The organism is Paenibacillus sp. FSL K6-3182 (assembly GCF_037976325.1).
Lineage (GTDB): Bacteria > Bacillota > Bacilli > Paenibacillales > Paenibacillaceae > Pristimantibacillus.
The window spans coordinates 4,413,955-4,439,862 of sequence record NZ_CP150265.1 but is presented as its reverse complement, the minus strand read 5'-3'; the positions used below and the strand labels follow the sequence as shown (position 1 = coordinate 4,439,862).

General features: G+C 44.9%; 28 protein-coding genes and 1 riboswitch. Of the genes, 26 read left to right on the top strand and 2 right to left on the bottom strand.

Features of this window, described 5'->3' with window-relative positions:
* Window positions 1-148 precede the first annotated feature (148 nt).
* From spoIIAA to MHH56_RS19515, 25 genes are all read left to right on the top strand, one after another.
* Window positions 149-502, top strand: coding sequence for an anti-sigma F factor antagonist (spoIIAA, locus tag MHH56_RS19635; protein ID WP_076271393.1), 354 nt, complete (start codon window positions 149-151; stop codon window positions 500-502).
* Window positions 499-945, top strand: a complete 447-nt coding sequence (gene spoIIAB, locus MHH56_RS19630) for an anti-sigma F factor (RefSeq protein WP_076271392.1) — start codon at window positions 499-501, stop codon at window positions 943-945. The genes spoIIAA and spoIIAB overlap by 4 nt, the downstream gene beginning before the upstream one ends.
* A gap of 19 nt (window positions 946-964) precedes the next feature.
* Entirely contained in the window at window positions 965-1,720 is a 756-nt protein-coding gene (gene sigF, locus MHH56_RS19625; protein ID WP_054024324.1) for an RNA polymerase sporulation sigma factor SigF, read from the top strand.
* 115 nt (window positions 1,721-1,835) lie between these two features.
* Window positions 1,836-2,486, top strand: coding sequence for a stage V sporulation protein AA (locus tag MHH56_RS19620; RefSeq protein ID WP_339203322.1), 651 nt, complete (start codon window positions 1,836-1,838; stop codon window positions 2,484-2,486).
* The gene (locus tag MHH56_RS19615; RefSeq protein ID WP_076271390.1) at window positions 2,479-2,907 is read left to right on the top strand and encodes a stage V sporulation protein AB; all 429 of its coding nucleotides are present in this window, start codon (window positions 2,479-2,481) and stop codon (window positions 2,905-2,907) included. Before MHH56_RS19620 ends, MHH56_RS19615 begins: the two co-directional genes overlap by 8 nt.
* Window positions 2,908-2,932: 25 nt before the next feature.
* Window positions 2,933-4,579: a spore germination protein gene (locus tag MHH56_RS19610; protein WP_339203320.1), complete on the top strand. Its 1,647-nt coding sequence runs from the start codon at window positions 2,933-2,935 to the stop codon at window positions 4,577-4,579.
* 131 nt (window positions 4,580-4,710) lie between these two features.
* Window positions 4,711-6,042: a diaminopimelate decarboxylase gene (gene lysA, locus MHH56_RS19605; protein ID WP_076271388.1), complete on the top strand. Its 1,332-nt coding sequence runs from the start codon at window positions 4,711-4,713 to the stop codon at window positions 6,040-6,042.
* Window positions 6,043-6,095: 53 nt separating this feature from the next.
* Window positions 6,096-6,527, top strand: a complete 432-nt coding sequence (locus tag MHH56_RS19600) for a peptidylprolyl isomerase (RefSeq protein ID WP_339203319.1) — start codon at window positions 6,096-6,098, stop codon at window positions 6,525-6,527.
* A gap of 33 nt (window positions 6,528-6,560) precedes the next feature.
* Window positions 6,561-6,769: riboswitch (FMN riboswitch) on the top strand.
* Between the two features lie 219 nt (window positions 6,770-6,988).
* The gene (gene ribD / locus MHH56_RS19595; protein WP_339203318.1) at window positions 6,989-8,086 is read left to right on the top strand and encodes a bifunctional diaminohydroxyphosphoribosylaminopyrimidine deaminase/5-amino-6-(5-phosphoribosylamino)uracil reductase RibD; all 1,098 of its coding nucleotides are present in this window, start codon (window positions 6,989-6,991) and stop codon (window positions 8,084-8,086) included.
* Between the two features lie 94 nt (window positions 8,087-8,180).
* Window positions 8,181-8,840: a riboflavin synthase gene (gene ribE, locus MHH56_RS19590; protein WP_339203317.1), complete on the top strand. Its 660-nt coding sequence runs from the start codon at window positions 8,181-8,183 to the stop codon at window positions 8,838-8,840.
* 320 nt (window positions 8,841-9,160) lie between these two features.
* Entirely contained in the window at window positions 9,161-10,396 is a 1,236-nt protein-coding gene (locus MHH56_RS19585) for a bifunctional 3,4-dihydroxy-2-butanone-4-phosphate synthase/GTP cyclohydrolase II (protein WP_339203316.1), read from the top strand.
* 22 nt (window positions 10,397-10,418) lie between these two features.
* Window positions 10,419-10,889, top strand: a complete 471-nt coding sequence (gene ribE, locus MHH56_RS19580) for a 6,7-dimethyl-8-ribityllumazine synthase (RefSeq protein ID WP_053376708.1) — start codon at window positions 10,419-10,421, stop codon at window positions 10,887-10,889.
* A gap of 35 nt (window positions 10,890-10,924) precedes the next feature.
* Window positions 10,925-11,704, top strand: coding sequence for a segregation/condensation protein A (locus MHH56_RS19575; protein ID WP_339203315.1), 780 nt, complete (start codon window positions 10,925-10,927; stop codon window positions 11,702-11,704).
* The gene (gene scpB, locus MHH56_RS19570; protein ID WP_076271382.1) at window positions 11,673-12,275 is read left to right on the top strand and encodes an SMC-Scp complex subunit ScpB; all 603 of its coding nucleotides are present in this window, start codon (window positions 11,673-11,675) and stop codon (window positions 12,273-12,275) included. The genes MHH56_RS19575 and scpB overlap by 32 nt, the downstream gene beginning before the upstream one ends.
* 58 nt (window positions 12,276-12,333) lie before the next feature.
* Window positions 12,334-13,026 carry a DUF2953 domain-containing protein gene (locus MHH56_RS19565; protein ID WP_339203312.1) on the top strand — a complete coding sequence of 231 codons (693 nt, stop codon included), beginning with the start codon at window positions 12,334-12,336 and terminating at the stop codon, window positions 13,024-13,026.
* Complete coding sequence (ytfJ, locus tag MHH56_RS19560; RefSeq protein ID WP_339203310.1) at window positions 12,999-13,481, top strand: GerW family sporulation protein; 483 nt, start codon at window positions 12,999-13,001, stop codon at window positions 13,479-13,481. The genes MHH56_RS19565 and ytfJ overlap by 28 nt, the downstream gene beginning before the upstream one ends.
* 135 nt (window positions 13,482-13,616) lie before the next feature.
* Window positions 13,617-14,807 carry a D-alanyl-D-alanine carboxypeptidase family protein gene (locus tag MHH56_RS19555; RefSeq protein WP_339209677.1) on the top strand — a complete coding sequence of 397 codons (1,191 nt, stop codon included), beginning with the start codon at window positions 13,617-13,619 and terminating at the stop codon, window positions 14,805-14,807.
* Between the two features lie 71 nt (window positions 14,808-14,878).
* Window positions 14,879-15,535 carry a nucleoside recognition domain-containing protein gene (locus MHH56_RS19550; protein WP_339203309.1) on the top strand — a complete coding sequence of 219 codons (657 nt, stop codon included), beginning with the start codon at window positions 14,879-14,881 and terminating at the stop codon, window positions 15,533-15,535.
* The gene (locus tag MHH56_RS19545) at window positions 15,528-16,064 is read left to right on the top strand and encodes a spore maturation protein (protein WP_076271378.1); all 537 of its coding nucleotides are present in this window, start codon (window positions 15,528-15,530) and stop codon (window positions 16,062-16,064) included. Before MHH56_RS19550 ends, MHH56_RS19545 begins: the two co-directional genes overlap by 8 nt.
* A gap of 54 nt (window positions 16,065-16,118) precedes the next feature.
* Window positions 16,119-16,865, top strand: a complete 747-nt coding sequence (locus MHH56_RS19540; RefSeq protein ID WP_054026970.1) for a pseudouridine synthase — start codon at window positions 16,119-16,121, stop codon at window positions 16,863-16,865.
* Between the two features lie 88 nt (window positions 16,866-16,953).
* On the top strand, window positions 16,954-17,484 hold the full coding sequence (locus tag MHH56_RS19535) for a redoxin domain-containing protein (protein WP_339203307.1): 531 nt from the start codon (window positions 16,954-16,956) through the stop codon (window positions 17,482-17,484).
* A 17-nt stretch (window positions 17,485-17,501) separates the two neighbouring features.
* Window positions 17,502-19,160, top strand: a complete 1,659-nt coding sequence (locus MHH56_RS19530) for a cytochrome c biogenesis protein ResB (RefSeq protein ID WP_339209676.1) — start codon at window positions 17,502-17,504, stop codon at window positions 19,158-19,160.
* The gene (gene ccsA / locus MHH56_RS19525; RefSeq protein WP_339203306.1) at window positions 19,157-20,416 is read left to right on the top strand and encodes a cytochrome c biogenesis protein CcsA; all 1,260 of its coding nucleotides are present in this window, start codon (window positions 19,157-19,159) and stop codon (window positions 20,414-20,416) included. The genes MHH56_RS19530 and ccsA overlap by 4 nt, the downstream gene beginning before the upstream one ends.
* Window positions 20,417-20,443: 27 nt before the next feature.
* The gene (locus MHH56_RS19520) at window positions 20,444-21,160 is read left to right on the top strand and encodes a response regulator transcription factor (RefSeq protein WP_053376699.1); all 717 of its coding nucleotides are present in this window, start codon (window positions 20,444-20,446) and stop codon (window positions 21,158-21,160) included.
* Entirely contained in the window at window positions 21,161-22,627 is a 1,467-nt protein-coding gene (locus tag MHH56_RS19515) for an ATP-binding protein (RefSeq protein ID WP_339203305.1), read from the top strand.
* Window positions 22,628-22,758: 131 nt separating this feature from the next.
* Here the strand turns inward: MHH56_RS19515 and serA are convergent, their stop codons facing one another.
* A complete protein-coding gene (gene serA / locus MHH56_RS19510; RefSeq protein ID WP_076271374.1) occupies window positions 22,759-24,351 on the bottom strand; it encodes a phosphoglycerate dehydrogenase in 1,593 nt (530 codons plus the stop codon).
* 240 nt (window positions 24,352-24,591) lie between these two features.
* On the opposite strand from serA, the gene MHH56_RS19505 reads away from it, so the two are divergent.
* Window positions 24,592-24,918, top strand: coding sequence for a rhodanese-like domain-containing protein (locus MHH56_RS19505; RefSeq protein WP_339203303.1), 327 nt, complete (start codon window positions 24,592-24,594; stop codon window positions 24,916-24,918).
* 15 nt (window positions 24,919-24,933) lie between these two features.
* Here the strand turns inward: MHH56_RS19505 and MHH56_RS19500 are convergent, their stop codons facing one another.
* Entirely contained in the window at window positions 24,934-25,854 is a 921-nt protein-coding gene (locus MHH56_RS19500; RefSeq protein WP_339203302.1) for a hypothetical protein, read from the bottom strand.
* Between the last annotated feature and the right edge of the window lie 54 nt (window positions 25,855-25,908).

Here is a 25,908-nt window from a genome sequence, read left to right as displayed (position 1 = left end):
GTATGACCTATTCTTTCTTAATAGATAAGCAGGTATATGGTTTTCTTATACTTGCCTTATGGTTCACCGTCAAAGCTGCTTTAGCGTCCGAAAGACGCCAAAGACGTTTGCTTGTGTTTGAAAAAACCTAGAGGAGATGAACAGCATAATGAGTCTGCAAGCAGAATTGGAGCAATACCGCAATGTGCTGATCGTAAGGCTTCGGGGCGAGTTGGATCATCATACTGCCGATGTCGTACGCTTTAAGATGGAAGAGGCTCTACTTCGCGGTAACAGCGAGCATGTCATTCTTAGCTTGAAGGAGCTGCAGTTCATGGACAGCTCCGGTCTAGGCGTCATATTGGGCCGATACAAGCAGGTGAAGAGCAAGGGTGGCAAAATGGTCGTCTGCGATGTGAATCCTAATGTTCATCGCCTATTCGAAATGTCGGGTCTGTTCAAAATTCTGACGATTCATGAAAACGAACGTACCGCAATTTCTAGTTTGGAGGTGGTGTCATGAACGGTTCCAATGAAATGACGCTTTCCTTCAGCGCCCGATCGGAAAACGAAGCCTTTGCACGAATCGCGGTAGCGGCATTTGTGTCACAGCTGGATCCGACGCTCGAGGAGCTGAATGATTTGAAAACGGCTGTGTCCGAGGCTGTAACGAATGCGATTATACATGGCTACGAGAACGATCCTACTTGTCAGGTCAAAATAGAGGCAAGAATTGAAGGAGATTCGGTTTCCTTAACGGTGTCGGATAACGGTCGCGGAATTGAAGATTTGGAGCTTGCTCGTCAACCGCTTTATACGTCGAAGCCTGAGCTTGAGCGCTCTGGAATGGGCTTCACGATTATGGAAAATTTTATGGATCGTTTTGAGGTTTCAAGTCAGGTAGACGGCGGCACACGCGTAGCAATGCTTAAACGAATTGAATCGAAAAAAGCGCTCTACAATTAGCGTATAGGGGTTGAACCTCATGGATGTCAATCTAAAGCAGACGGCCCAGCCATACTTGGATGACGCGGAAGTGAAGCGGCTTATTGCGTTAAGTCAGTCCGGCGATACGCTTGCAAGAGATACACTCGTACAGTGTAATATTCGGCTAGTTTGGTCAGTCGTGCAGCGGTTCATCAATCGTGGTTATGAGCCCGATGATTTGTTCCAAATCGGCTGCATAGGATTGCTTAAATCAGTAGACAAATTTGATTTGTCTTATGATGTTAAGTTTTCAACTTATGCAGTTCCCATGATCATTGGGGAAATTCAGCGATTTTTACGCGATGATGGTACGTTGAAAGTTAGCAGATCCCTTAAGGAAACCGCCAATAAGGTGCGCAAAATGAAGGATGAGCTTTCCAAAACGTTAGGTCGATTGCCCACCATTAGCGAGGTTGCGGAGCGGCTGGGCATTACCCCAGAGGATGTTGTATTCGCTCAAGAAGCGAATAAGCCGCCAACTTCGATACACGAAACTGTGTTTGAAAATGACGGGGACCCTATCACGCTGATGGATCAAATAGCCGATGAATCTCAGGATCGGTGGTTTGACAAGCTTGCGCTTGTGGAAGCCATCGAAGGTCTAAGCGAGCGTGAACGATTGATTGTATACTTGCGGTATTACCGTGACAAAACGCAATCCGAAGTAGCGAGCAGGCTTGGTATATCACAGGTACAGGTATCACGGCTTGAGAAAAAAATATTGCAGTCCATCCGAGACCAAATCGCCCTTTAAGGCGGTTTGGTTTTTTTCTATTTTTTACCTCAAATTGCATGAGTATCCGAATCGTCCTTTTATCATACTAAAAGGGAAACATACACCAACGTATCAGCAGAAGGGAAGTTGACAAATGGCAAAACCAAACCATTCGGTCCTCTATCTGCGTCTGAAAAAACGGATATACATGAAACCGAATCAACGCATTTCCTTAGGCCAAGCAGCGAGGCTGCTCGCAAAGGATGACTTGCTTGAGAACCGCTTGAAGGGGCTTGTTCTTTACGAGCACAAGAAGGCGGATGGCAATCGCGTCGTTATAGACTTGCTTCAAATCGTCAAAGCGATAAGAGAGCTTGAGCCGGATTTAACTGTAGAAGCCTACGGTGACCCTCAAGTGCTCGTTATGGTGGCGGAGAAGCCAGTAAAACCGCGTATTGCTGTGCTTATTTTTTCGTGGCTGCTGCTGTTCTTTGGAGCGGGCCTTGCGATTATGAATTTTCATACGGATGTCAGTATGAAGGAGGTTCATATCCGAATTGTCGAGCTGATAACGGGGAAGCGCACGGAGCATCCCCTATGGTTTCAAATCCCTTATTCTCTGGGCATTGGACTTGGGATGGTATTGTTTTTCAACCATTTATTCCGTAAACGATTCAATGAGGAGCCTAACCCGCTTGAGGTTGAGCTCTATATGTATCAAGAAAATGTAAATGCCTATGTCATCGCCGACGAAATGCGTAAAAAATCGGATTACGATCAAACGCAGGGGGACAAACATGATTAGTGCCGCTGCTAATATTTTTATTGCTCTGCTAGGCTTGGCAGGGGGTCTTGCTGTAGGCAGTGGGTTGGTAGCATTGCTAATTGTCCTTGATCTCATTCCGCGACTTGCTCAAGTTGCTAATGCTTACCGGATGTCAGTGTGGTTTGAGACCGCCGTCATATCCGGTTCGCTGTACTGGACCTTTGCTGATTTTATGAGCTGGAAGCTTTCGCTGCCGTCGGGTCTGTTTTTAAGTGCGACAGGGCTGATTGATGGCATGTTTGTGGGGATGCTCGCAGCAGCCTTGACTGAGGTAATGAATGTGCTCCCGATTTTGGCCAAAAGAATGAATTTATCTGCTTATATGGTTAGTCTCGTCATGGCAATGGTTCTAGGCAAAACGTTGGGCTCATTATTCGATTGGTTAGTATTTCAATGGTGATACAGTAAGGATGGGGTGAGCTAACATGAATGACAATGAAAATTTTCATGACAACGATAATGAACAAAATGGAAGACCTCCGTTTTTAGAAGTCAATGAGGATCAACAGAAAGAGGAATCGGGAGTTGCTCGAAACAAAACATCATTCGGTAGTGGTAATAAAAAAAACAATGTCAGCACAGCTGTTTCCAATAAGAACGGCAATAAGGACATAACTCCGATTCCGAGCGATTTGGATGAAGTTCTGATAAGATTGGAAAATGAGATCGGTTATAAAGTAAGCTTTGACGTTGTTGTGAGAGAGATGACGTTTGGCGAGAAGCGCACAGCAATGTTGTCGTTGAATGGTTTGGTTAAGGATACGCTGCTGTCAGATGTGCTCAAGCGATTAACGTATCTCCAACCCGAGGATTTATCTGCGGATGCCTTTCATTCCTTCCTTGATTTATATGTTCCTGCGGCGCAGGTCATAAAGGAAGACGATTGGAATAACATGCTGACGTGCGTGTTATCCGGTGTAACCGCATTGTTTATTGATGGTGAATCCAGTGTTCTCATGATCGATGCGAAGGCTTTCCCCGCAAGAGGACCAGAGGAGCCTTCGCTTGAGAAGGTTGTACGCGGCAGCAGAGATGGCTTCGTAGAAACGTTGATGGTCAACATTTCACTTGTTCGCAGACGGCTGCGTGATCCCCAGCTTCGATATGAAATTGTGCGGGTGGGCGATCGGACACAAACGGACGTTTGTATCGCTTATATCGACGATATTGTGGACAAGGAGCTGCTTAAGTCCGTCAAAGACAAAATCGCTATGGTTAAAATAGACGGCTTGCCGCTTGCGGACAAGCAACTGGAGGAGTCTACTGTAAAAAGGGGCTGGAATCCCTTCCCGCTTGTTCGATATTCAGAGAGACCCGATACGGTAGCTGCACATCTGCTGGAGGGTGCTGTAGCTGTATTCGTTGATACTTCGCCAAGTGTTATGACGCTGCCGACTACTTATACCGATCTAATGCAGCATGCAGAGGAGAATCGACAAACACCATTTATTGGCACCTATCTGCGCTGGGTGAGATTTATAGGTATTTTGGCATCGTTGTTCATGCTGCCGTTATGGCTGCTGTTCGTCATGCATCCGGAAATGAAGCCTGTTGCTCTTGAGTTTATTGGTCCGAGTAAGACCGGCAAACTGCCATTAGTCGTACAATTTCTGTTAGCTGAGATAGGCGTGGATTTGCTGCGTATGGCTTCTGTTCATACGCCTACATCTCTCGCAACGGCTATGTCGTTAGTTGCTGCGATTCTCATTGGTGATATTGCCGTTAAGACCGGCGTCTTTGTTAATGAAGTTATTTTGTATATGGCGATTTCAGCGATTGGGATGTTCGCAACACCAAGTTATGAGCTTGGACTAGCGAATCGAATCGTAAGGCTCGTGTTAATTATATCGGTGGCCGCCTTCAGTGTGCCGGGTTTCGTCATTGCGACGACGGCTATTTTGCTAATGCTGATCGTGGAGCGCTCATTCAATCGTCCGTATATGTGGCCCATTATACCGTTTGACCTCGGAGCGCTTTGGAGCATTATCATCCGTCAGCCAGTCCTGTACAACAGGCAGCGCCCAAATATTTTGCGGCCTCAGCAGAGCGATAAGATGCCAAATACAGAGTAGATTCATAAAATGCAAATGAAATGTGGATTTATCCATTTCGTAGTCCGGGTAGATTGCGTTATACTAAACCTATTAATGCAAATTCTATCCGTTCTATCTGCATGCAGATAGAAGAAAGCTGAGGGGAAATTATGTACCTGCATGGAACTAGTAATATTAACGAAAAAGGACATTTGGAAATTGGCGGCTGTGATGTGGCTGATTTGGCTGCACAGTTTGGTACGCCACTATATATTGTGGATGAGGCTCTTGTTCGTAAGCGTGCAAGCGAGTATGTAGAAGCCTTCAAAGCATCAGGACTTAGATTTCAAGTCGCATACGCAAGCAAAGCGTTTAGTGTAATGGCAATGTGTGCGATTGCTGAGCAAGAAGGGCTGTCGCTGGATGTTGTATCCGACGGTGAGCTTTACACAGCAATGCAAGCAGGCTTCCCTGCTGAACGTATCCATTTCCACGGCAACAACAAAACGCCTGAGGAAATCAACATGGCGCTTGATGCTGGTATCGGCTGCTTTGTAGTTGACAATTTCATGGAGCTTCAGCTTCTGAATGCTCTTGCTGGCGATAAAGGCAAGAAAGTAAACATTCTACTTCGTATTACGCCTGGCGTTGAAGCACATACGCATGACTATATTTCTACTGGACAAACGGATTCGAAATTTGGTTTCGACCTTGGCAATGGCGCGGCGAAACAAGCGATTCAAGAAGCGATTGCTTTGCCTAACCTGATTGTTTTGGGCGTTCATTCCCATATTGGATCACAAATTTTCGAAGTTGAAGGTTTCCGTATGGCTGTGGACAAGGTTGCTGATTTCGCGGTTGAGATTCGTAATGAGCTTAACCTAACGTTTAAAGTAATCAATCTTGGCGGCGGCTTTGGTATTCGTTATGTTGATGGCGACACACCATTGCCAATCAGTGAATATGTTGCGGCAATTACTGGCGCTATCATTTCGAAGTTTACAGATGCCGAGTTCCCATTGCCTGAGATTTGGGTAGAGCCGGGCCGCAGTATGGTTGGCGATGCAGGAACAACTTTGTATACAGTAGGTACAAGCAAAAATATCCCTGGTGTACGTAAATACATTGCAGTAGACGGTGGTATGACGGACAACCCTCGCCCAGCGCTATACCAATCCAAATATGAAGCAGTACTCGCTAATCGTGCGAATGAAGCTGCTGAAGAAACGGTTTCCATCGCGGGCAAATGCTGCGAGAGTGGCGACATGCTCATTTGGGATTTGGAATTGCCTAAAGCAAAAAATGGCGACTTACTTGCTGTTTTCTGTACGGGTGCTTATAATTATGCAATGGCGAGCAACTATAACCGCATTCGTCGTCCGGCTGTCGTTTTCGTTAAAGATGGTCAGGCAGACCTTGCTGTTAAGCGTGAATCGCTTGAAAATATCGTTTGCAATGACGTCATTCCGGCAAGACTTCAAAAATCATCGCTTGCGAAATAAGAGCGAAATTGGTAACGTAGTCTTATTCGGATAAAAGAAAGGTAGATGCAGCAATGGCTAAACAAGCAAAAATCACACTAGCAAACGGTGGAGAGGTTCTTATCGATCTATTCGATCAAGACGCGCCGAACACAGTAGCAAACTTTGAAAAGCTTGCTAACGAAGGTTTTTACAACGGTCTTACTTTCCACCGTGTTATCCCAGGTTTCGTCGCTCAAGGCGGATGTCCAAACGGAACAGGTACAGGCGGTCCTGGATACCAAATCGATTGTGAAATCAACCCTAATAAGCATGAGCGCGGTTCACTAGCAATGGCGCATGCTGGTCGCAATACAGGCGGCAGCCAATTCTATATCGGTTATGCACCACAACCGCATTTGGATGGCGGACATACTGTTTTTGGCAAGGTTTCAAAAGGTATGGAGTTTGTTGATGCTTTCAAAGGCGGAGACAAAATGGAAAAGGTTGAAGTCGAAACGATTTAATGTTAAGATACTAACTATAATATTGTAAGTGCAGCAATCCTTCGGGGTCAGGTGAAATTCCTAACCGGCGGTGATCGGGAAGGCACAGAATATCGGATAACCGAATTTCTGTGCCTCTCGTCAGTCCGTGACCCGGTTTAAACGGCATTTTATCCAAGATCATTTGGATAGAATACGATTAAAACGGTGGACCTGGTGAAACTCCGGGACCGACAGTACAGTCTGGATGGGAGAAGGGGATGCTTCGACAGCTACAATTTACTGCTTATTTGTATGTGTTTTATTTCACATACAAATTAGGTTAGTTTATTTAGTGTACTTTACAAACCGATTTCGCAATTTTGCGACGTAAGATAACGACGGCTCTCAAAGCCGACAACATCGATCGGTTTTGTCGTAGTTCTCGTTTTATCTTTCATCACCCCTGTCGGATCGTATGCCGATGGGGGTGTTTTTTGTATATGGACATTTTAAATGATGAATATTATATGGGATTAGCGTTAGATATGGCTGCAAAAGCTTCGGGTCAAACCGGCATTAATCCTGTTGTCGGCTGCGTCGTCGTAAAGGATGGTGCGATTGTCGGCATTGGTACGCATCTAAAGCGAGGAACCGGTCATGCTGAAGTGCATGCGCTTCAGATGGCGGGAGATGCGGCTGAAGGAGCAACCGTTTATGTAACGTTAGAGCCATGCAGCCATTTTGGAAAGACGCCGCCATGCTGTGAACGTATCATTGATGCGAAGGCTGCAAGGGTTGTAGTCGCAAGCGGCGATCCCAATCCAGCAGTGTCCGGCCGAGGCATTGCAAGGCTTCGTGAAGAGGGGATCGACGTTACGGTTGGCGTATTCGAGCAAAGATCGCAGCAAATGAATGAAAAATTTAATAAGTACATTACGACCCGCCTCCCATTCGTTACTTTAAAAACTGCGAGTACGCTTGATGGCAAGATTGCTTCCCATTCAGGCGATAGCCGTTGGGTTACTGGTGCAGTTGCTCGCGAGCAGGTTCATACGCTGCGTCATCAGCATGAAGCCATTATGGTTGGCATAGGCACTGTCCTTGCAGATGATCCGCTGCTCAATACGAGAGCATCTGTCCCAGCAATTGATCCGATACGTATTATCGTAGATTCAGCACTAAGGCTGCCGCTTAATGCCAGAGTTGTAACTGATCGCTCGATTAGAACGATTGTTTTAACTTCCAGCCAAGCAAGCTCGGAAAACCGTGAAGCGCTTGAAGCAGCAGGGATTGAGGTCATCATTTGCGGCACGGGAGCAAAAGTAGATCTCAGTGAAGGAATGAAGAAGCTGGGGGAGCTTGAAATCGGCTCAATCTTGCTTGAAGGCGGCGGTCAATTAAATGGTGCAATGTTAGAGGCAGGTCTTATTGATAAAATCATGCTGTATTACGCGACCAAGATTATCGGCGGCTTGGATGCACCAGGTACATTTACTTTCGCTGGATTCGAAAAAATGGCCGATGCTATTTCCTTAGATCGAGTAAGCGTAGAAATGGCCGGCGAGGACATTTGCGTCTCAGGATATCCAGTTTATTAAGGATAAGGCGTTGAACAAATCTCTGGCATCATCGCAGGATTTATGTTGTTTTGAAGTAGGTTTGCTGCATTAGCGAACCTTGAGGAGGAAACCCATGTTTACCGGATTAGTGGAAGAAGTGGGAAAGATGAAAGGAATCACGAAGCAAGGCGAAGCGATGAGGCTGGTCATCGGAGCATCCCTTGTAACAGATGGTGTTAAGCTGGGCGATAGCATCTCGGTTAATGGCGTTTGTTTAACGGTAACGTCGTTTGACGGTGCATCATTTGCTGCTGACGTGATGCCTGAGACTTATCGTAAGTCTAATCTTCAACAGCTTCGTGCTGGCGAACAAGTGAATTTAGAGAGAGCGATGCAAGCTGGCGGACGTTTTGGCGGTCATATCGTTCAGGGGCATGTTGATGGAACCGGGAAAATAACTTCACGAGAAACGGATGCTAATGCCGTTGTTTATAAAATCCATATCGACGACGCAGACATGCTGCGTTATGTGATTCCAAAAGGCTCGATCACAATTGATGGCATAAGCCTTACTGTAGTGGATACATCATCACATACGTTATCCGTATCGATTATTCCACACACATTAGGCGAAACGGCCTTACAGCATAAGCGTGCAGGCGATACCGTTAATATCGAATGTGATGTCATCGGCAAGTACGTCGATCACCTGCTTCATTTCAAGCAGCCAGAAGCCTTGCCAGCCAAAGCCAAGCTCACTACATCTTTTCTTATGGAAAATGGTTTTTTGTAAATAAGTTAGTTTAGTTTAAGTAGTGTCTAGTCTGGTTGTCTTGAAAACTCGAGTGCACAAACAGCAAGCGTGTCCCGCAGGGACGAAAGCGATCTTTTACCAAGGTTAGCACACAGCCACCTGAGTCATGCCTACGTTAGTCCAATTGCAGGTGTCCAGAGGACGCAGTCCTTGGGGCCCTCCCTTGGAAGGGAGGGTTTGGGTGGGTTCGAAAAGTCTTTAAGGTTTGGTATTGAACTGTTATTAAACTTTAAAATAACCTTAGAAGGCAAGGTAGAAGCCTTATTAAGGTTTGGTTGTCACAAAGGAGGGAAACCCATATGGAACAAACAGATAAAAAACCATTTGATTCAGTTGAAGCTGCTTTGGCTGATCTTAAGCTTGGCAAGCCGATTATTGTCGTTGACGACGAGGATCGGGAAAATGAGGGCGACCTTATTGCACTTGCTGATACAATGACGCCTGAGGTCATTAATTTTATGATTACAGAGGCTAGAGGTCTTGTGTGTGTTCCGATTACGCAAGAGCGAGCAGACCAGCTTGACCTTCCGCCAATGGTTACGCATAATACCGATTATCACGGAACGGCATTTACCGTTTCCGTTGATTATATTGGAACGACTACTGGGATTTCCGCATTTGAACGCTCAGAAACGGTTAAAGCGCTCATTGATCCAACGACGAAAGCAGCAGATTTCCGCAGGCCAGGTCATATTTTCCCCTTGATTGCAAGACCTGGTGGCGTACTTCGCCGTGCTGGACATACTGAGGCGGCTATAGATTTGGCGGTCATGTGCGGTTCGGCGCCAGCAGCAGCGATTTGTGAAATCATTAATGAAGACGGCACGATGTCTCGTTTGCCAGATTTGCTTGTCTTTAAAGAAAAGCACAATCTGAAGCTCATCACGATTCAAGAGCTGATTCAATATCGCAACGAGAAAGAAAAGCTTGTTGAGCGAGCAGTTGATGTGAAGCTGCCAACTGATTTTGGCACTTTCCGCGCTATTGCTTATACAAATTTAGTGGATAATAAAGAGCATATCGCACTCGTTAAAGGCGACATCGATCCTGGACGTCCCTTGCTTGTGAGGGTGCACTCTGAATGCTTAACCGGCGATGTATTTCATTCGCATCGTTGCGACTGCGGACCGCAGCTTGAAGCGGCGCTAAAACAGATCGAAGAAGCAGGCAGCGGCGTTCTGCTTTATATGCGCCAAGAGGGCAGAGGCATTGGTCTGATTAACAAATTGAAGGCCTATGCACTGCAAGAAGAAGGTTTTGATACGGTAGATGCTAATTTAAAGCTTGGCTTTCCGGCGGATTTGCGCGATTATGGTATAGGCGCACAAATTTTGAAGGATCTTGGCGTTCGCCAAATGCGGTTGATGACGAACAATCCTCGGAAAATTAAAGGTCTTGAAGGCTACGGACTAGAGGTTGTAGAACGTATTCCTATACAAATGGAGTTAAAGGAAGATAATAAAAGTTATCTCAGCACAAAGAAATCTAAGCTTGGTCATTTACTTAGCTTTGAAGATATTGACTACATCATTTAAAATAATGGAAGGAAGATGACAAATGACACGAATTTATGAGGGACATTTAGTATCAGAAGGTTTAAAATATGGGGTAGTAGTAGGACGTTTTAACGAGTTTATTTCAAGCAAGCTGCTTGGAGGCGCACTTGATGCTTTCAAACGTCATGGCGCACAGGATTCAGATGTTGAGGTAGCATGGGTTCCGGGAGCGTTTGAAATTCCTTTAATCGCGCAAAAAATGGCGGAAAGCGGAAAGTATGATGCTGTCATTACGCTTGGCGCTGTTATTCGTGGTTCTACACCGCATTTCGATTTTGTTTGCAACGAAGCAGCAAAGGGTGTTGCGGCAATCGCTTTGAAAACAGGCATTCCGACTATTTTTGGTGTATTGACTGTTGATTCGATTGAACAGGCCATTGAGCGTGCTGGTACAAAAGCAGGCAACAAAGGTTATGAGGCTGCTACAAGCGCAATTGAAATGGCGAACCTAACCAAACAATTGCAAGGCTAAGCAGCGAAGATAAGGCTAGGCGGGAGGAAATGTAAGTGTCAGTGCTTTATAAGCTGGATTCTTTTGAGGGGCCGCTGGATCTGCTGCTTCACTTGATCGACAAGGCGGAGATCGATATCCATGAGGTGTCTATCAGTGAGATCACAATTCAATATATGGATTATCTTCATGCGATGAAAGAGCTCGAGCTTGAGGTCACGAGTGAATTTTTAGTTATGGCGGCAACCCTTTTGGCGATAAAGAGCAAGCAGCTACTTCCAAAGCCGCCTGTATTTGAAGAAGACTATGAGGATTGGCCGGATGACGGATTGGATCCACGCGATGAGCTCATCCAGAAGCTCGTAGAATACCGGAAATTCAAACAAATAGCCGAGCAGCTGCGCGAGAAGGAATTCGAGCGCAGCCTTGTCTATTCAAGGGAACCTGAGGATATGACGCCATTTTTGAAAGAAGAGATTGTTAATCCGGTGGAGGGTCTTCACTTGTCGGATTTGATTACTGCCTTTCAAAAGGCGCTGCGCCGCGCATCAAGGCGTAATGTCGTTGCTACCATTCATCGAGACGAGATTTCCGTTAAAGATCGAATACGGGACATTGTCGAGGTGCTCAAGCAATTCGAAACGGTTCGTTTTTCACGGCTTATTCGCGAGAACATGGACAGGCATGAAATCGTGGTTACTTTTCTAGCCATTCTGGAATTAATGAAAATGAAACATATTCGTTGTTTTCAGCATCAGTTATTTGACGACATCGTCATTCATTGGAGAGGAGAGTCGTCGCAAATTGGATTATCCGAAGTTGAAGACAATTATTGAGGGCCTGCTGTTTATGGCAGGTGATGAAGGCCTTACGAAGCGGCAGCTAGCTGATATTTTGGAGCTGGATGCCGAGCTCGCTTCCGATTTGGTTTATGATTTGCAGCGCGATTTGGAGCGCGAGGGGCGAGGTATTCAAATCGCAGAGGTGGCAGCCTCCTATCGGCTGACGACGCATTTGGAGCATGCGCCTTATTTTGAGCGTATGGCATACACACCTACGAGATCGCAGCTGTCACAAGCTGCATTAGAAACGCTGTCCATCGTCGCTTATCGCCAGCCGATAACAAGAATATCGATTGAAGAAATTCGCGGCGTAAAGAGCGACAGAGCGATTCAATCGCTTGTATCAAAGGATTTAATCGAAGAGGTTGGCCGCGCCGAGCAGATTGGCAGACCTATTTTGTACGGAACAACGAAATCATTTTTAGATTATTTTGGATTGCCGTCCATAAAAGAATTGCCAGAACCAGGCAGCGTTGATATCGATGATGCCTTGGAGGAACAAACTCAGCTGCTATTCGAGAGATTAGATGGCACGCAGATGACAATTGAAGAAATAAAAGAATGAGATTTGGCCGCCGGGTCATACTATATTCAACCCATATTAGGGAAACGGAGGAAGCATCATGATGCTCGGTTACCCCTACGGTTGGATGACGGCGGTCGGTCTCTTTTTTTTGCTCATTTTGGTCGTCTGCCTCACTTCGCAGGTCGAATTAAGAGGCCATCTGAGGAGAATAGATCAAAACGATGATTTTGAGTTGAATATTAAGGCCTTATTTGGAATCCTCAGATACCGCTTTAAAGTGCCGATTATTCAGTTCACAGGAACCTCCATCCAACTTAAGGAACAGGTTTCAAAAAAGAATGTGGCCGTTGACACTTGGAAACAATATAACGAGGACATTGACGCAGAAAAAATAGCGCATCTAATGGAAAGAACAAAACATTTGTTACAAATGACGAAAAACTTAACGGGTTGGGTTAGAAAATCGCTAACGAAGGTCCGTCTTTTAGAATGGAACTGGTCCACATCAGTAGGAACCGGTGACGCAATGTGGACGGCTATGGCGACTGGATTTGTTTGGTCTATAAAAACATCGATCATTGGCGTATTGTCCCAAATGGTTAAACTCAAAACGGAGCCGAAAATGATGGTTCAGCCTATTTATCAACGATCTGCTTTTACAACGGAATGGTCATGCATAGCTCAAATCCGCTTCGGTTATGCTATTCTTGCCGGACTGCAGCTTTTAGTTCGGATGAGGAAATTGAAAGGAGGCGTCAAGGTATGGCAGAACATCCTATTCAAGGCTTAATGCAAACCGCAATGGAAAATATTAAAGAGATGGTTGACGTCAATACTATTGTAGGCGACCCTGTCCAAACGCCGGATGGCAGCATTATTATGCCAATCTCCAAAGTAGGCTTTGGGTTTGTAGCAGGAGGCAGTGACATTCGATTAGATGATGCCGATCATAAGAACGGCTCTCAATCTGATGCACAGCATGCTTCCGTTTCGCTTCCATTCGGCGGCGGTAGCGGTGGCGGCGTGTCGATTACGCCAATTGCTTTTTTGGTCGTAGGAACACATGGGGTAAAAATTGTTCCGCTCGATAATCAAACACATCTGCTTGAGCGGGTAATTGACTCAGCTCCGCATGTATTTGATAAGCTGCAATCGATGATGAAGCAACCTTCGAGTACAGGTGTATATGCGGATACGTCTCAAACTGTGATCAGTGGACGTGTAGAAGCAAACGAACACAACTGATGACATAACTGCCCGAGAGGGCAGTTTTTCATTTTTGTTAGCTACTTCTCGTCTAGAGCCACATGTACAGGCATATACTGAAATACGCACACACAAGCTTTATCTACTATCGCTGCGGGAGGGGCAAGTATGAATATGAATTTCAAAAAACTGCAACGATTTATTGCAGTTGGAATGTTATCTGCTTTATTGGTTGGGACAAGCGTATTGCCCCCAATAAGCGCAAATCCAAGCAAGCTGTATACGAATGCCAAAGCATCGGCTCTAATTGATGTCGAGTCAGGAAGAGTTTTGTATAGCAGTGATGGCGATACCCCGATGCGAATAGCAAGCTTAACGAAAATCATGACAGCTATTGTTGCGATAGATCATGGGAAGCTGACTGATATGGTGAAGACAAGCAAACGAGCAGTTGGTAAAGAGGGTTCTTCGATTTATCTTCAGCTTGGCGAAGAAATGAGTTTGCATCATATGTTGTATGGTCTGATGCTCAGGTCCGGCAACGATGCGGCAACGGCAATCGCGGAGCATGTTGGAGGATCGGAGGAAGGTTTTGTTCATTTAATGAATGAGAAAGCGACCTTTCTAGGTTTGAAACATACGCAATTTAAAAATCCGCATGGGCTGGATGATGATGAGCATTATTCCACAGCTAATGATTTGGCCAAGCTGACTGCATATGCTTTGAAAAATGATGTATTTGCAGAAATCGTAAGCACGCGTGTAAAAAAAGTGCCCAATCCGCATGAGAAATGGGAGTACAGCTATACGAACAAAAATAAAATGCTAACGATGTACGAAGGTGCTGACGGAGTAAAAACGGGGTATACCAAAAAATCATTGCGCTGCTTAGTTAGCTCCGCCACTAGGAATGGTCAACAGCTTGCTGCAGTGACGATAAATGACAGCGATGATTGGGCAGATCACCGAAAAATGCTCGATTGGGGTTTTGGTCATTATCCGCTTCAAGAGATAGCTGTTAAAGGGCAGCAAATTTCTGGTTATCCTTATGCTGTTGGACAATCTTTTAAATACCCGCTGGAAGAGCAGGAAATGGGAAACGTTCAATCACGTCTTGTGCTGCTTGAAGCGGGAACTACACGATATTTGTTAGGAGAACGCGGATTTCTGGAATGGTATTTAAACGAGCAGCAAATTGGTGCTGTTCCTGTGTATGATCCTAACAGCAGTAGGCTTCAACTTTCAATGACATCGCAAAAATCATTACAATCGCTGGCTGATTTTCAGAAAGCAAAAAAGCTGGATCAGCGCGGGCCGTTGTTTGGCTCTTTTATCAAAGTATTAGATGCATTATTTGAACATTAGCAATTAATTCGCGCGGGAGACGCTGATTGATTGCAAAACAGTATAGGTGCGTAGAGGGGGAGGCGACCTAAATGGTTAACTGGATTTGGTTGTTTTTCATCGTAGCGAGTGTTGTAGTGGCTGCGATAACAGGTAAGATGGATGCGGTAACGCAAGCAGCTTTTGAAGGAGCCAAGTCGGGTGTCACCGTGAGCTTCGGATTAATTAGTATCATGGTGTTTTGGCTTGGCATGATGCGAATAGCGGAGGATGCAGGGCTGCTGCGTACACTTGCTAGAATGCTCGGGCCTGTGGTGCGCAAGCTTTTTCCTGACGTTCCTCCCAATCACCCAGCTCTCGGTTATATAATGAGTAATTTAAGCGCTAATCTCTTTGGGTTAGGAAATGCAGCCACGCCAATGGGAATAAAAGCGATGCAGGAGCTTCAGAAGCTTAATCCTGATCCTGCTACAGCAACTCCAGCCATGTGCACGCTGCTTGCACTAAATACATCCAGCATTACGATCATTCCCACCACGCTTATTGCCATTCGAATGAATTATGGTTCAGCTAACCCTGCTGAAATTATCGGTACAACGCTTGCAGCGACATTTGTTGCTACTACGGCTGCAATACTTGCCGACCGCTGGTATCGAAGAAAATCACCGCCACCCATAGCTCCATCACCGCCTATACCTGAGAATAAGAAGTCTGCTTTACCAGCTTCCGGAGGTGAGGCAATTGTATAATATTTTTACAAGCTTATCCGCTTGGATGATTCCTGCCATTATCGTATTTATTCCGCTTTATGCAGCTTTAAGACGCAAAGTGCCTGTATATGAAACGTTTGTTGAAGGGGCCAAGGATGGCTTCGGAACAGCGATTAATATCATTCCTCATTTGGTTGGCATGATGGTTGCTATCAGTATGTTTCGCTCATCTGGAGCCTTGGAATTGCTGCTATCTACAGTTCGACCTCTCTTTGATTGGGTTGGTATTCCAAGCGAGGTGCTGCCGCTCGGGATTTTGCGGCCTTTGACTGGTGCAGGCTCGTTAGCCTTCACGACTGACCTCATTCAAAACTTTGGCCCGGATTCTATGATTGGCAGAATTGCTTCCACGATTCAAGGCAGCACGGATACAACCTTGTATGTGCTTACTGTATATTTTGGAGCGATTGGAATAAGAAAGTCACGTTATGCGTTAAAAGTTGGTTTATTTTCCGATATAGTAGGTTTTTTCGCAGCAATTTTCATTTGCTTATACATATTCGGCTAGTGAAGCTTGTACTTTCTCCTTCATATCGTTATGATGGAGATTGAGGTGAAAGCATTGGAACGTTTACAGAAAATATTAGCAGCAGCGGGAATCGCATCCCGTCGCAAATGTGAAGAAATGATTTTGGCAGGAATGGTTGAAGTTAATGGTGAGAAGGTTACAACGCTAGGCGTTAAGGCTGATCCAGCGGTTGATGCAATTACGGTTAACGGCAAGCCGATTCGGAGCGAGAAGAAGCTTTATCTCATGCTTAATAAATCCAAGGGAGTCATAACTAGCGCCAAAGATCCACAAGGCCGCAAAGTGGTTTCTGATTTTTTGCCAGGTATTAAAGAGCGAGTATATCCGGTCGGTCGATTGGATTATGATACGGAAGGACTGCTTATCCTAACGAATGATGGCGAATTCGCTAATTTGTTAACACATCCAAGTCATCATGTTCCCAAAACATACCGTGCGACCGTTAAAGGCGTTCCTCATGGAACGGCATTGGAGCAATTGCAAAAAGGGATTAAGCTAGAGGATGGAATGACCGCGCCTGCAGAAGTGGAATATCATGATGTAGATACGGACGGAAATGAAGCAACGATTACAATTACGATTTTTGAAGGCCGGAACCGTCAGGTTCGCCGGATGTTTGAAGCTATTGGACATAAGGTGATTAGGCTGAAAAGAATTCGTTTTGGCGAGGTTGGGCTTGAAAACCTAGGCAGAGGAAAGTATCGTCATCTCACGCCTCAGGAAATTAAAGAATTGCTTGCGATAGCGCAAAGCAAGACACATAAAGTTCATAAAAAGTAATCGACGGCGGCAGTAATTGCCGTCGACTTTTCGTTATAATGGTAATATTCGTGGCTGCATAGAAAGAAGCTGGTGGTGAAAAACAATTATGGGAAAATCGCGCAAGACGGTACAAATTGTCATTTTGATTGCCGTCTTGATCATAGGTGGGTACGCAATTGGATCTACCTTATTTGACGCGGATGACAAAGGTCCTTTAAAGGAAGGCGGGAAGCCGCCTGCATTTGAGCTTGTTGATTTAGAGGGTAATCCTAGACAACTGTCTGATTATGAGGGGAAAGCTGTCGTCATTAATTTCTGGGGCACATTCTGTCCACCGTGCGTGAAGGAAATGCCGGAGTTTGAACGACAGTACGCGAAATGGAAGGATCAAGGCCTTGTGATTTTGGCTATAAATTTAAGCGAGGACACGTTGACCGTAAACAATTTTGTCCGTCGCTTTGATTTGAACTATCCGATTCTGCGCGATGTAAATCGCAAAACAGAACGCAGCTATGGTCTAAAGTCATACCCTACTACTTTTTTCATTAATCCAAATGGGACGATTATGGAAATAAAAGTAGGAGGCATGACGGAAGAGGAAATTGATGAACGGATTGAACGGCTTCTTCAGCTGTAGGAGGTATTATTGTGTTAGTGGTTGAAAACACAAAATGTGAGTGCGGTCATCAAAATTCGATAGGCACCGTACTATGTGAAAGCTGCGGCAAACCGCTTTTGAACGATACGGTTTCCGATTTACCGTTAGAAATGCGTTACGATGGTGTTGCTCGTCGATCGCAAAAAAGCAATCCCAATTATATCGATAAAATATGGAATTTTTTCTCGTCAGTCAAAATTGCGATTTATTTGATCGTCATTACCTTTTTGACTGCGATGCTTGGAACAATTTATCCACAGGAAAACACATTCATAAATAACTTGGATCCATCCGTGTATTATGAAGAAACTTATGGATTTCTTGGCAAAATGTATTATTTGCTAGGATTATCGCATACGTACGAATCCTGGTGGTTCATTGGCTTGCTTGTGATGATTGGCACCTCACTTGTTATTTGCAGCTTGGATCGTGTGCTCCCGCTTTATCGTGCGCTAAGCAAGCAGCAAATTCGTAAGCATCTGCAGTTTATCCATCGTCAGAAGACGGTATTTAAATATCAGATTGAAGGCGATGAGGAAAAATGGGTTGAAAATTTCGGCATGCAGCTGAAACGCAAAGGTTATCGCATTCATCGAGATGGCTCTGCGCTGCTTGCGGAGAAAAACCGTTTTAGCCGCTGGGGACCCTATATCAACCACATCGGCCTTATCTTGTTTCTTTTAGCCATATTGGCAAGAAGCATTCCGAGCTGGCAAATGGATAGCTACATAATGGTTCCTGATGGGGATACGGTCCAAATAGCGAATACGAATTATTTTGTAAAAAACGAAAAGTTTACTGTAGAGTATTATAAAGACGAAGAATTGCCGGACAAGCTTAAAGGAATAAGCCGTGCAAAGCTTTTTGAGACAAAAGCGGTTCTTTATGAATGCGTTAGCAACTGCAGTGACCAAACAAAGAAACCAGAGCTTAAAGAAGTAGAGCGGCATAATATTATCGTCAACGAGCCGCTAAAGTACAAAGGATTAAAGCTGTATCAATTTGATTATGATACGACGCCTCGCTTGAACGCTGTGCATCCCATTCTCATAGATAAAGCGACGGGAGAGAAATATGGTCCGTTCGATCTTCCAATGAAGGATTCAGCGCTGCAGCATAAGCTCGGGCCATACACCCTTGATTTATATGCGAATTACATGGAATTTGCAATCGGCGACAATGGCGAGCCAACGACTTTATCACGTGAGCCGATTGCTCCGGCGTTCGTATACACGGTTAAAGGTCCGGGGCTTGATCCAAAAGGCGAGCCGTATATGTATTTCCCAATGCAAAAGGATAAAGTTAAATTTTCGCAGGATGCCATTAATCACGGTATTGCGGATAAGATAGAAATTCGAGTGGACGGCATGGAAAATGTAGATTTCTCTGAAGCATCCACTTACTTGAACGTAAGGATGGACAGGGCGCTGCCATATGTTTGGGTTGGTGCAGTGTTCTCCATGCTCGGCTTGCTGATGGGATCCTATTGGCAGCACCGCCGAATTTGGCTGCGAGTGGACAATGGAGAGCTTTCATTGGGCGCTCATACGAATAAAAACTGGTACGGTATGCGCTCAGATGTAGCGGGAGCCCTTAAAAAAATAGGGATAACCGTAGATCCGAAGTCGCTAGATAACGGAGGGAACAACGCGTGAGCTTAGTCGATTTTAGCAGCGACGCATTTATTGTCGCATTTTTCCTGTATTGCTTCGCATTTATGTTTTATGTCATTGCCATTGCGGGTAAGAAATGGAGCAATCGTGATCCTTTGCAGCATGAGAAGCGTTGGGGACGAATTGCATTCATTACTTCGAGTCTTGGTCTTGCATCGCATTTGACCTTCTTCTTTACAAGATGGGCGGGAAGCGGTCAAATTCCAACGAGCAATATGTATGAATTCATGACTTTCCTAGGAATGGCAATCATGATTGCATTTACGATTGTCTTCAGTATTTACAGAAAACCGCTGCTGGGCATGTTCTCATTGCCGCTAACTGTAATTATTGTTGCGTATGCATCTGTGTTTCCGCAAGAGGTACAGCCGCTAATACCGGCTCTGAACAACTACTGGCTAAAAGTACATGTAACGACTGCCGCTCTAGGCGAAGCATTTTTTGCCGTTGGTTTTGCTGCCGGCCTCATGTATTTGCTAAGAGTGGTTGATTTCAAAAGCAAAACAAAAGAAGCAAAAAGATCGCAGTTCTGGGTCGAGTTCTCTTTATATACGATTATTCTAATTGTAGGTTTTATCGTTGCTGTATTCGCGTTCCGCGGAATGGGCTATGAAGCGAAATTTATTCAAGAAACATCTACTATTGATGCCAAGGGAATAGAGTCGACAACTTCGGAGACAGTAAATTATACACTGCCGCCAATTGTTAAACCTTATAACAGCCAGGTGGTCGAATATGAATCATTCCTCGGTATGAGCAAGCCATTATTCGAAGCACCATCTTGGATGGAAGGCGCAAATTCAGGACGCAAGTTTAATACCGTTATATGGACGATTATTGCAGGCTCCTTGCTTTATGGCTTGCTGCGCTTAGTGTTCAGAAAGCCGCTCGGAGCGGTTATTCATCCTGTTATGGATGGCGTAGATCCAGAAGATTTGGATGAAATCAGCTACAGATCCATCGCAATTGGATTTCCGATCTTTACACTCGGTGCATTAATATTCGCGATGATATGGGCCAATATTGCATGGGGCCGTTTCTGGGGCTGGGACCCGAAAGAGGTTTGGGCTTTAATTACATGGCTGTACTACAGTGCGTATTTGCATTTCCGTTTATCGCGCGGCTGGCAGGGAAAACCTTCTGCATGGCTCGCTGTAATTGGCTTCGTGGTTGTACTATTTACGCTCGTTGGGGTTAACCTCGTCATTGCAGGTTTGCATTCCTATTCCGGTGTTTAGAACTTAGATTGAGAGGAGAATTGCCTTATGTCTGATTATTCAAGCCGTATTTTGGTCGTAGATGATGAAGAACGGATCCGTCGCTTGCTCAAAATGTATTTAGAGAAGGAAGGCTACACAATCGACGAGGCAGAAGACGGAGAAACTGCCCTAAGATTAGCTTCAAATACGGATTACGCGCTCATTCTGCTTGATGTGATGCTGCCAGGAATCGACGGCGTAGAAGTGTGCTCTCGTCTGCGTCAAGTGAAGGCTACTCCTGTCATTATGCTAACGGCTAAAGGTGAAGAAATGAACCGTGTGCAGGGCTTTGAGGTTGGCGCGGACGATTATGTCGTCAAGCCATTTAGTCCACGCGAGGTTATCTACCGAGTGAAGGCTATCTTGAGACGTTCCTCGGCTACTGCGTTCTTAACAAAAGAAATTAATTCAAGCAATAACATCGTATTCCCACATTTGGTTATTGAGCATGATGCTCACCGTGTAACAGCTGGTGGACAAGAGGTAAGCTTAACGCCTAAAGAATATGAGCTGCTGCATTACTTGGCAGTATCGCCTGATAAAGTGTTCTCCCGTGAAGAGCTTTTGAAGGATGTATGGAACTATGAGTTTTTCGGTGACTTGCGGACTGTCGACACCCATGTAAAACGTTTGCGCGAGAAATTGAATAAAGTGTCTCCTGATGCGGCATCCATGATTACTACCGTATGGGGAGTCGGCTATAAGCTAGAGGTACCTAAGTAAATGAGCTTGTGGCATCGTTCGATTGGCAAATTGTACCGCAGTGTAGTTGGAAAGCTCTGGGCGACAATCATGCTGCTTGTTGCTGTCGTATTGCTCATCGTTGGCGTATTTTTACTTCAATACGTTGACATATGGTTTAAAGAAAACAATACGCATCAGGTGAAAGTGCTATTTGTTGTAACAGCGATTATCGGATTTTTGTTATCAACATTTTTTGCTTTCTTCTTATCCAAAAAAATTCAACAGCCGCTGCTTCAATTAAAGGATGCAGCGGTATCGATTTCTCAAGGCAATTATACAACCCGAGTTCATATACGCTCCAGCGATGAGATCGGCGAGCTTGCAGATACGTTTAACCATATGACGGAGCAGCTGAACAAGCTGATTCATGACATCAATCATGAGAAAAACCATCTTGCGAGCATTTTGCGAAGCATGGGAGATTCAGTTATTACCTTCGACGCGGAAGGTAAAGTCATACTCACGAATCCAGTTGGTCATTTGCTAATCAATCAGTGGTCAGGAGTAGAGCTTGCTTGGCAAGAGGATGAGTCCGAAAGCTCGACTTCATATTCCGAGGTTCCAATGCCACTCCGCGAGTTGTTTCAAAGAGTGATGGAAGAGGGCAGGGATGTTACCGACAAGGTTCATGTTCTAAGCAGCGTGTGGTCAGTTGTAATGGCTCCGCTGCAGTCGAAGGATGTTATTCGCGGGGCTGTTGCCGTTATCCGTAACGTAACGGAGGAACATAAGCTTGAGAAGCTGAGACGAGATTTTGTGGCTAACATCTCACATGAGATCAGGACGCCTCTATCGATGCTGCAAGGCTATAGTGAAGCATTGCTTGATGATATTGTCGTTTCGGAGGAAGATCGCAAGGAGCTGGTTCAAGTCATTTATGATGAATCACTGCGAATGGGCAGACTCGTAAATGATTTTCTGGATATCGCAAGAATGGAAGCCGGCCACGTCGATATGAACTTCCAAGAGATAGATCTCGCACATGTCTTGAAGCGGGTACATCGGAAATTCCAGGTGTATGCGAAGGAGCGCGAAGTGAGGCTGGTCGCGGATCTGCCCAATGAGTCGCTGCTTGTAAAGGAAGCTGATGAGGATAGATTGGAGCAAGTATTGACTAATCTTCTCGACAACGCATTGCGGCATACGCCATCGGGCAAGTCGATTACTATTTCAGGTCAGCATGCAAATGTAAACGGAAGACAGTATGTGGAGCTTCGCGTCAGAGACGAGGGGCAAGGGATTCCAACCGAGGATGTGCCTTTTATATTCGAACGCTTCTATAAGGCAGATAAAGCGCGTAAACGCGGCTCATCAAGTGGAACGGGACTTGGACTTGCCATTGTAAAAAATCTGATCGATCTTCATCAGGGTCGAATTGTAGTCGAAAGCAGTGCGGGCACAGGCACATCGTTTACAATCTTACTTCCTGTCGAAGCTCATCAATAGTTGTCAAAGCGCTCCTTCTGGGGGCGCTTTTTTTGTAGAAAGCAGAAGATAATTCTTGTTGTTCGTGAAACAAAAGAAGAGCCTGCCGAATGAATCGGCAGGCTCTTCTCCTATATAGTAAACAAATTTATTTAAAAAAGTGTAATTTCTTTGGCTGTGTTTAGCTCAGGCATGCTTGTAAGCTGCTCAAGCACTTCCTTAGGTGTCGCTTTATCCACACGCAGAACCATGATTGCGGAGCCGCCAACAAGCTGACGACCTACTTGCATCGTTGCAATGTTAACGTCATTGTTGCCCAGAAGCGTTCCAACTCGTCCGATAATACCAGGCTTATCGTTATGCGAGATTAGAATTAGGTTTCCTTCAGGCGTCACATCAACTGGGAACTTGTCGATTTGAACAATACGAGGTCCGTAACCAGTTAGCAATGTGCCGGAAACAACACGTTCTTCTTTTTTCGTACGAAGGGATACAGTTACTAAGTTCGTAAAGTCTTTCGAAGCATGCGATTTTTGAACGACGATGTTTACATCGCGCACTTTCGCAAGGTGAAGGGAGTTAACCACATTAACCTGCTCTGCGCCAAGGTGATGCGCTAGAACGCCGCGAACGATATAACGAGTAAGTGGCTGCGTATCAACCTCTGCAAGCTCACCTGCGTAACCAACCACGATTTCCGTAACAGCACCCTCAGTAGATTGTGCAATAAAGTTGCCAAGCTTCTCGCCAAGCGTAAAGTACGGCTGAAGAATGCTTTGCAGGTTTGCCGGAATCGGAGGCATGTTAACTGCATTGATAAATGGCTCGCTGCGGAGAATATGAAGAACTTGCTCCGAAACGTCGATCGCAACATTTTCTTGTGCTTCAACAGTCGAAGCGCCAAGATGCGGAGTCACGATAATTTTTGGATGTGTCAAGAAAGGATGGTCATTAGCAGGAGGCTCCACTTCGAACACGTCGAATGCGGCGCCAGCGACAATACCAGCATCCACTGCATCAACCAAAGCAATCTCATCGATGATGCCGCCGCGAGCGCAGTTTACAATACGCATGCCGGGCTTCATCACTTCAAATTGAGCTTTGCCGATCATATGGCGAGTTTCAGGCGTTAAAGGTGTATGTACAGTCATGAAGTCTGCACCTCTAACAATTTCATCCACGCTAGCAAGCTTCACGCCGATTTTTGTGGCTCTTTCTTCTGTCATAAACGGGTCATAACCCAAAATATCCATGCCGAAGGCTTTTGCGCGTTTGGCAACTTCGCTGCCGATACGTCCCATACCGAGTACGCCTAGCGTTTTGCCGCGAAGCTCAACGCCTAGGAAGGATTTGCGATCCCATGTTCCATTTACTGTTTTCATGTACGCTTGTGGAATATGACGGGCTACCGCCATCATCATAGCAAATGTATGCTCACAAGTTGTAATGGTGTTGCCATCTGGTGCATTGATTACGATGATACCGCGCTGAGTTGCTGCGTCTAGGTCAATATTATCGACGCCAACACCTGCACGGCCAACTACTTTAAGCTGTTTGCCAGCTTCCATAATTTTTGCTGTTACGCGGGTTTGGCTGCGTACTAGCAACGCATCGTATTCACCAATAATTGCAACTAATTCGTCTTCGCTGAGTCCAGGTTTTTTGTCGACTGCGACATCTGACGCATCAACAAGCTGCTGAATGCCCAAATCGCTGATTGGATCGGAAACTAACACTTTAAACATGTGAAGTATGCCTCCTAAAATGGGGCGAAGCTATTAGGCTTCGCTTAATATGAACAGAAAAACCCTCTACCCGGCACCGTTGTGCAGCAGCGGGTCGAGAGTTTGATCATCGAACTTAGACTTTTCTATTTTAAAGCAATGTGGTGGACAAAAGCAATCCTCAAACTTGCTGAATTGTGAAAATTTCGTTATGATTCAAGCATCATAAGCAACAATTTACGACATTGGAGGTCTTTATTCATGACGAAATGGCAGGATGTGACACCGCAATTTTTGCTTGAACTGCTAGGGAATGGACAAGTAGAAGCAAGTCAAATCATAGATGTAAGAGAAGAGTTTGAATGGGAGTTTTATCATTTGGAGACATCAAAATTAATTCCAATGAACACGATTCCTGTACGTCTGAATGAGCTTGACGACACGCTGCCTATTTATATCATCTGCGCACATGGCGTACGAAGTGTAGCGGTTTGCAATTACTTAGAAGAAAAAGGCTACAGCAGCCTTCACAACGTTACCGGTGGGATGGCGGCTATAGCCTCTTTACAAGGGTTTCAATATGATTAACAAAGGAATTGGAATTTAATTTGTTTCAGGGTAGAAAAAAGGCAGCTGCGGTAGAAGTGCCTGTTGATAAAGTCTTGATTTGCTCTCATTGAAGTCACCTGAACGAACGGCTTCCGTATTAATCAACAAATCAACAACAGCAGATACGGAATGCAATTTTAACTTAGTTGCTTGTCCAGATTGGACAAGCTCATCTACTCGACTTGTTAAATCCTGCGGATAATAGGCAGTAAGTTTTTTGCGAGTCATTAACTGATCAGCCATTACTTTGTTTTTTATTGTAATGTTAAAGTTTTTCCATGCTGACAGTTCCAGCAGAGCTGGAGCCTTGTATTCTGAAGGAATATCAAGATCTACCGTTGCTGACCATTTCAGCATAGCGGAGTAATATTGCTGCTGAGCGTTTAGTGCAAATTGAGCGGCAGAGAGATAGGTTTTATCTTGTTCGACATTTTTCATCAATTCATTAAAGGATAATTTCTTTGCACTAGCCGCTGCGTTGACAGCAGCTTCATTAAATAGTTTAAGACTTCGTATGTAACTAACCTGAGCTTCTCCGAGCAGTGGAGATTTTTGCATATCAATCGAGCTTGCTTCATCTGCTTTGGTACTAGCAAGTCTTGCCAAATCTTTAAACATAGAAGTTGCTTCAAATGACTTTCCTTGCGATAATTTGTTCATAGCTGCGAACCATTCGTTTTGAAATTCACGATAAGGCAGAAATACAGTATGATAGAACGATACCAAGTCTTGTTGCTGGTAAGGGGTTGCTGAAGCGGTTGTTGTTTTTGCGTCATCTGCTTCATTCACATAGCGGGCTTTAGTCTTTTCAGTGCCAATTTGAATGCCATAGAAAAAGGCTCCAACTGTACAAATAAGTAGAAATACAAATCCAACACTGAATAACATTGCGGTTGTCGTTAATTTTTTTTCCATCTCTATCTCTATCTCCTTCTATGTAAAAAAATAATTCTGTCGATTTGTTCTACC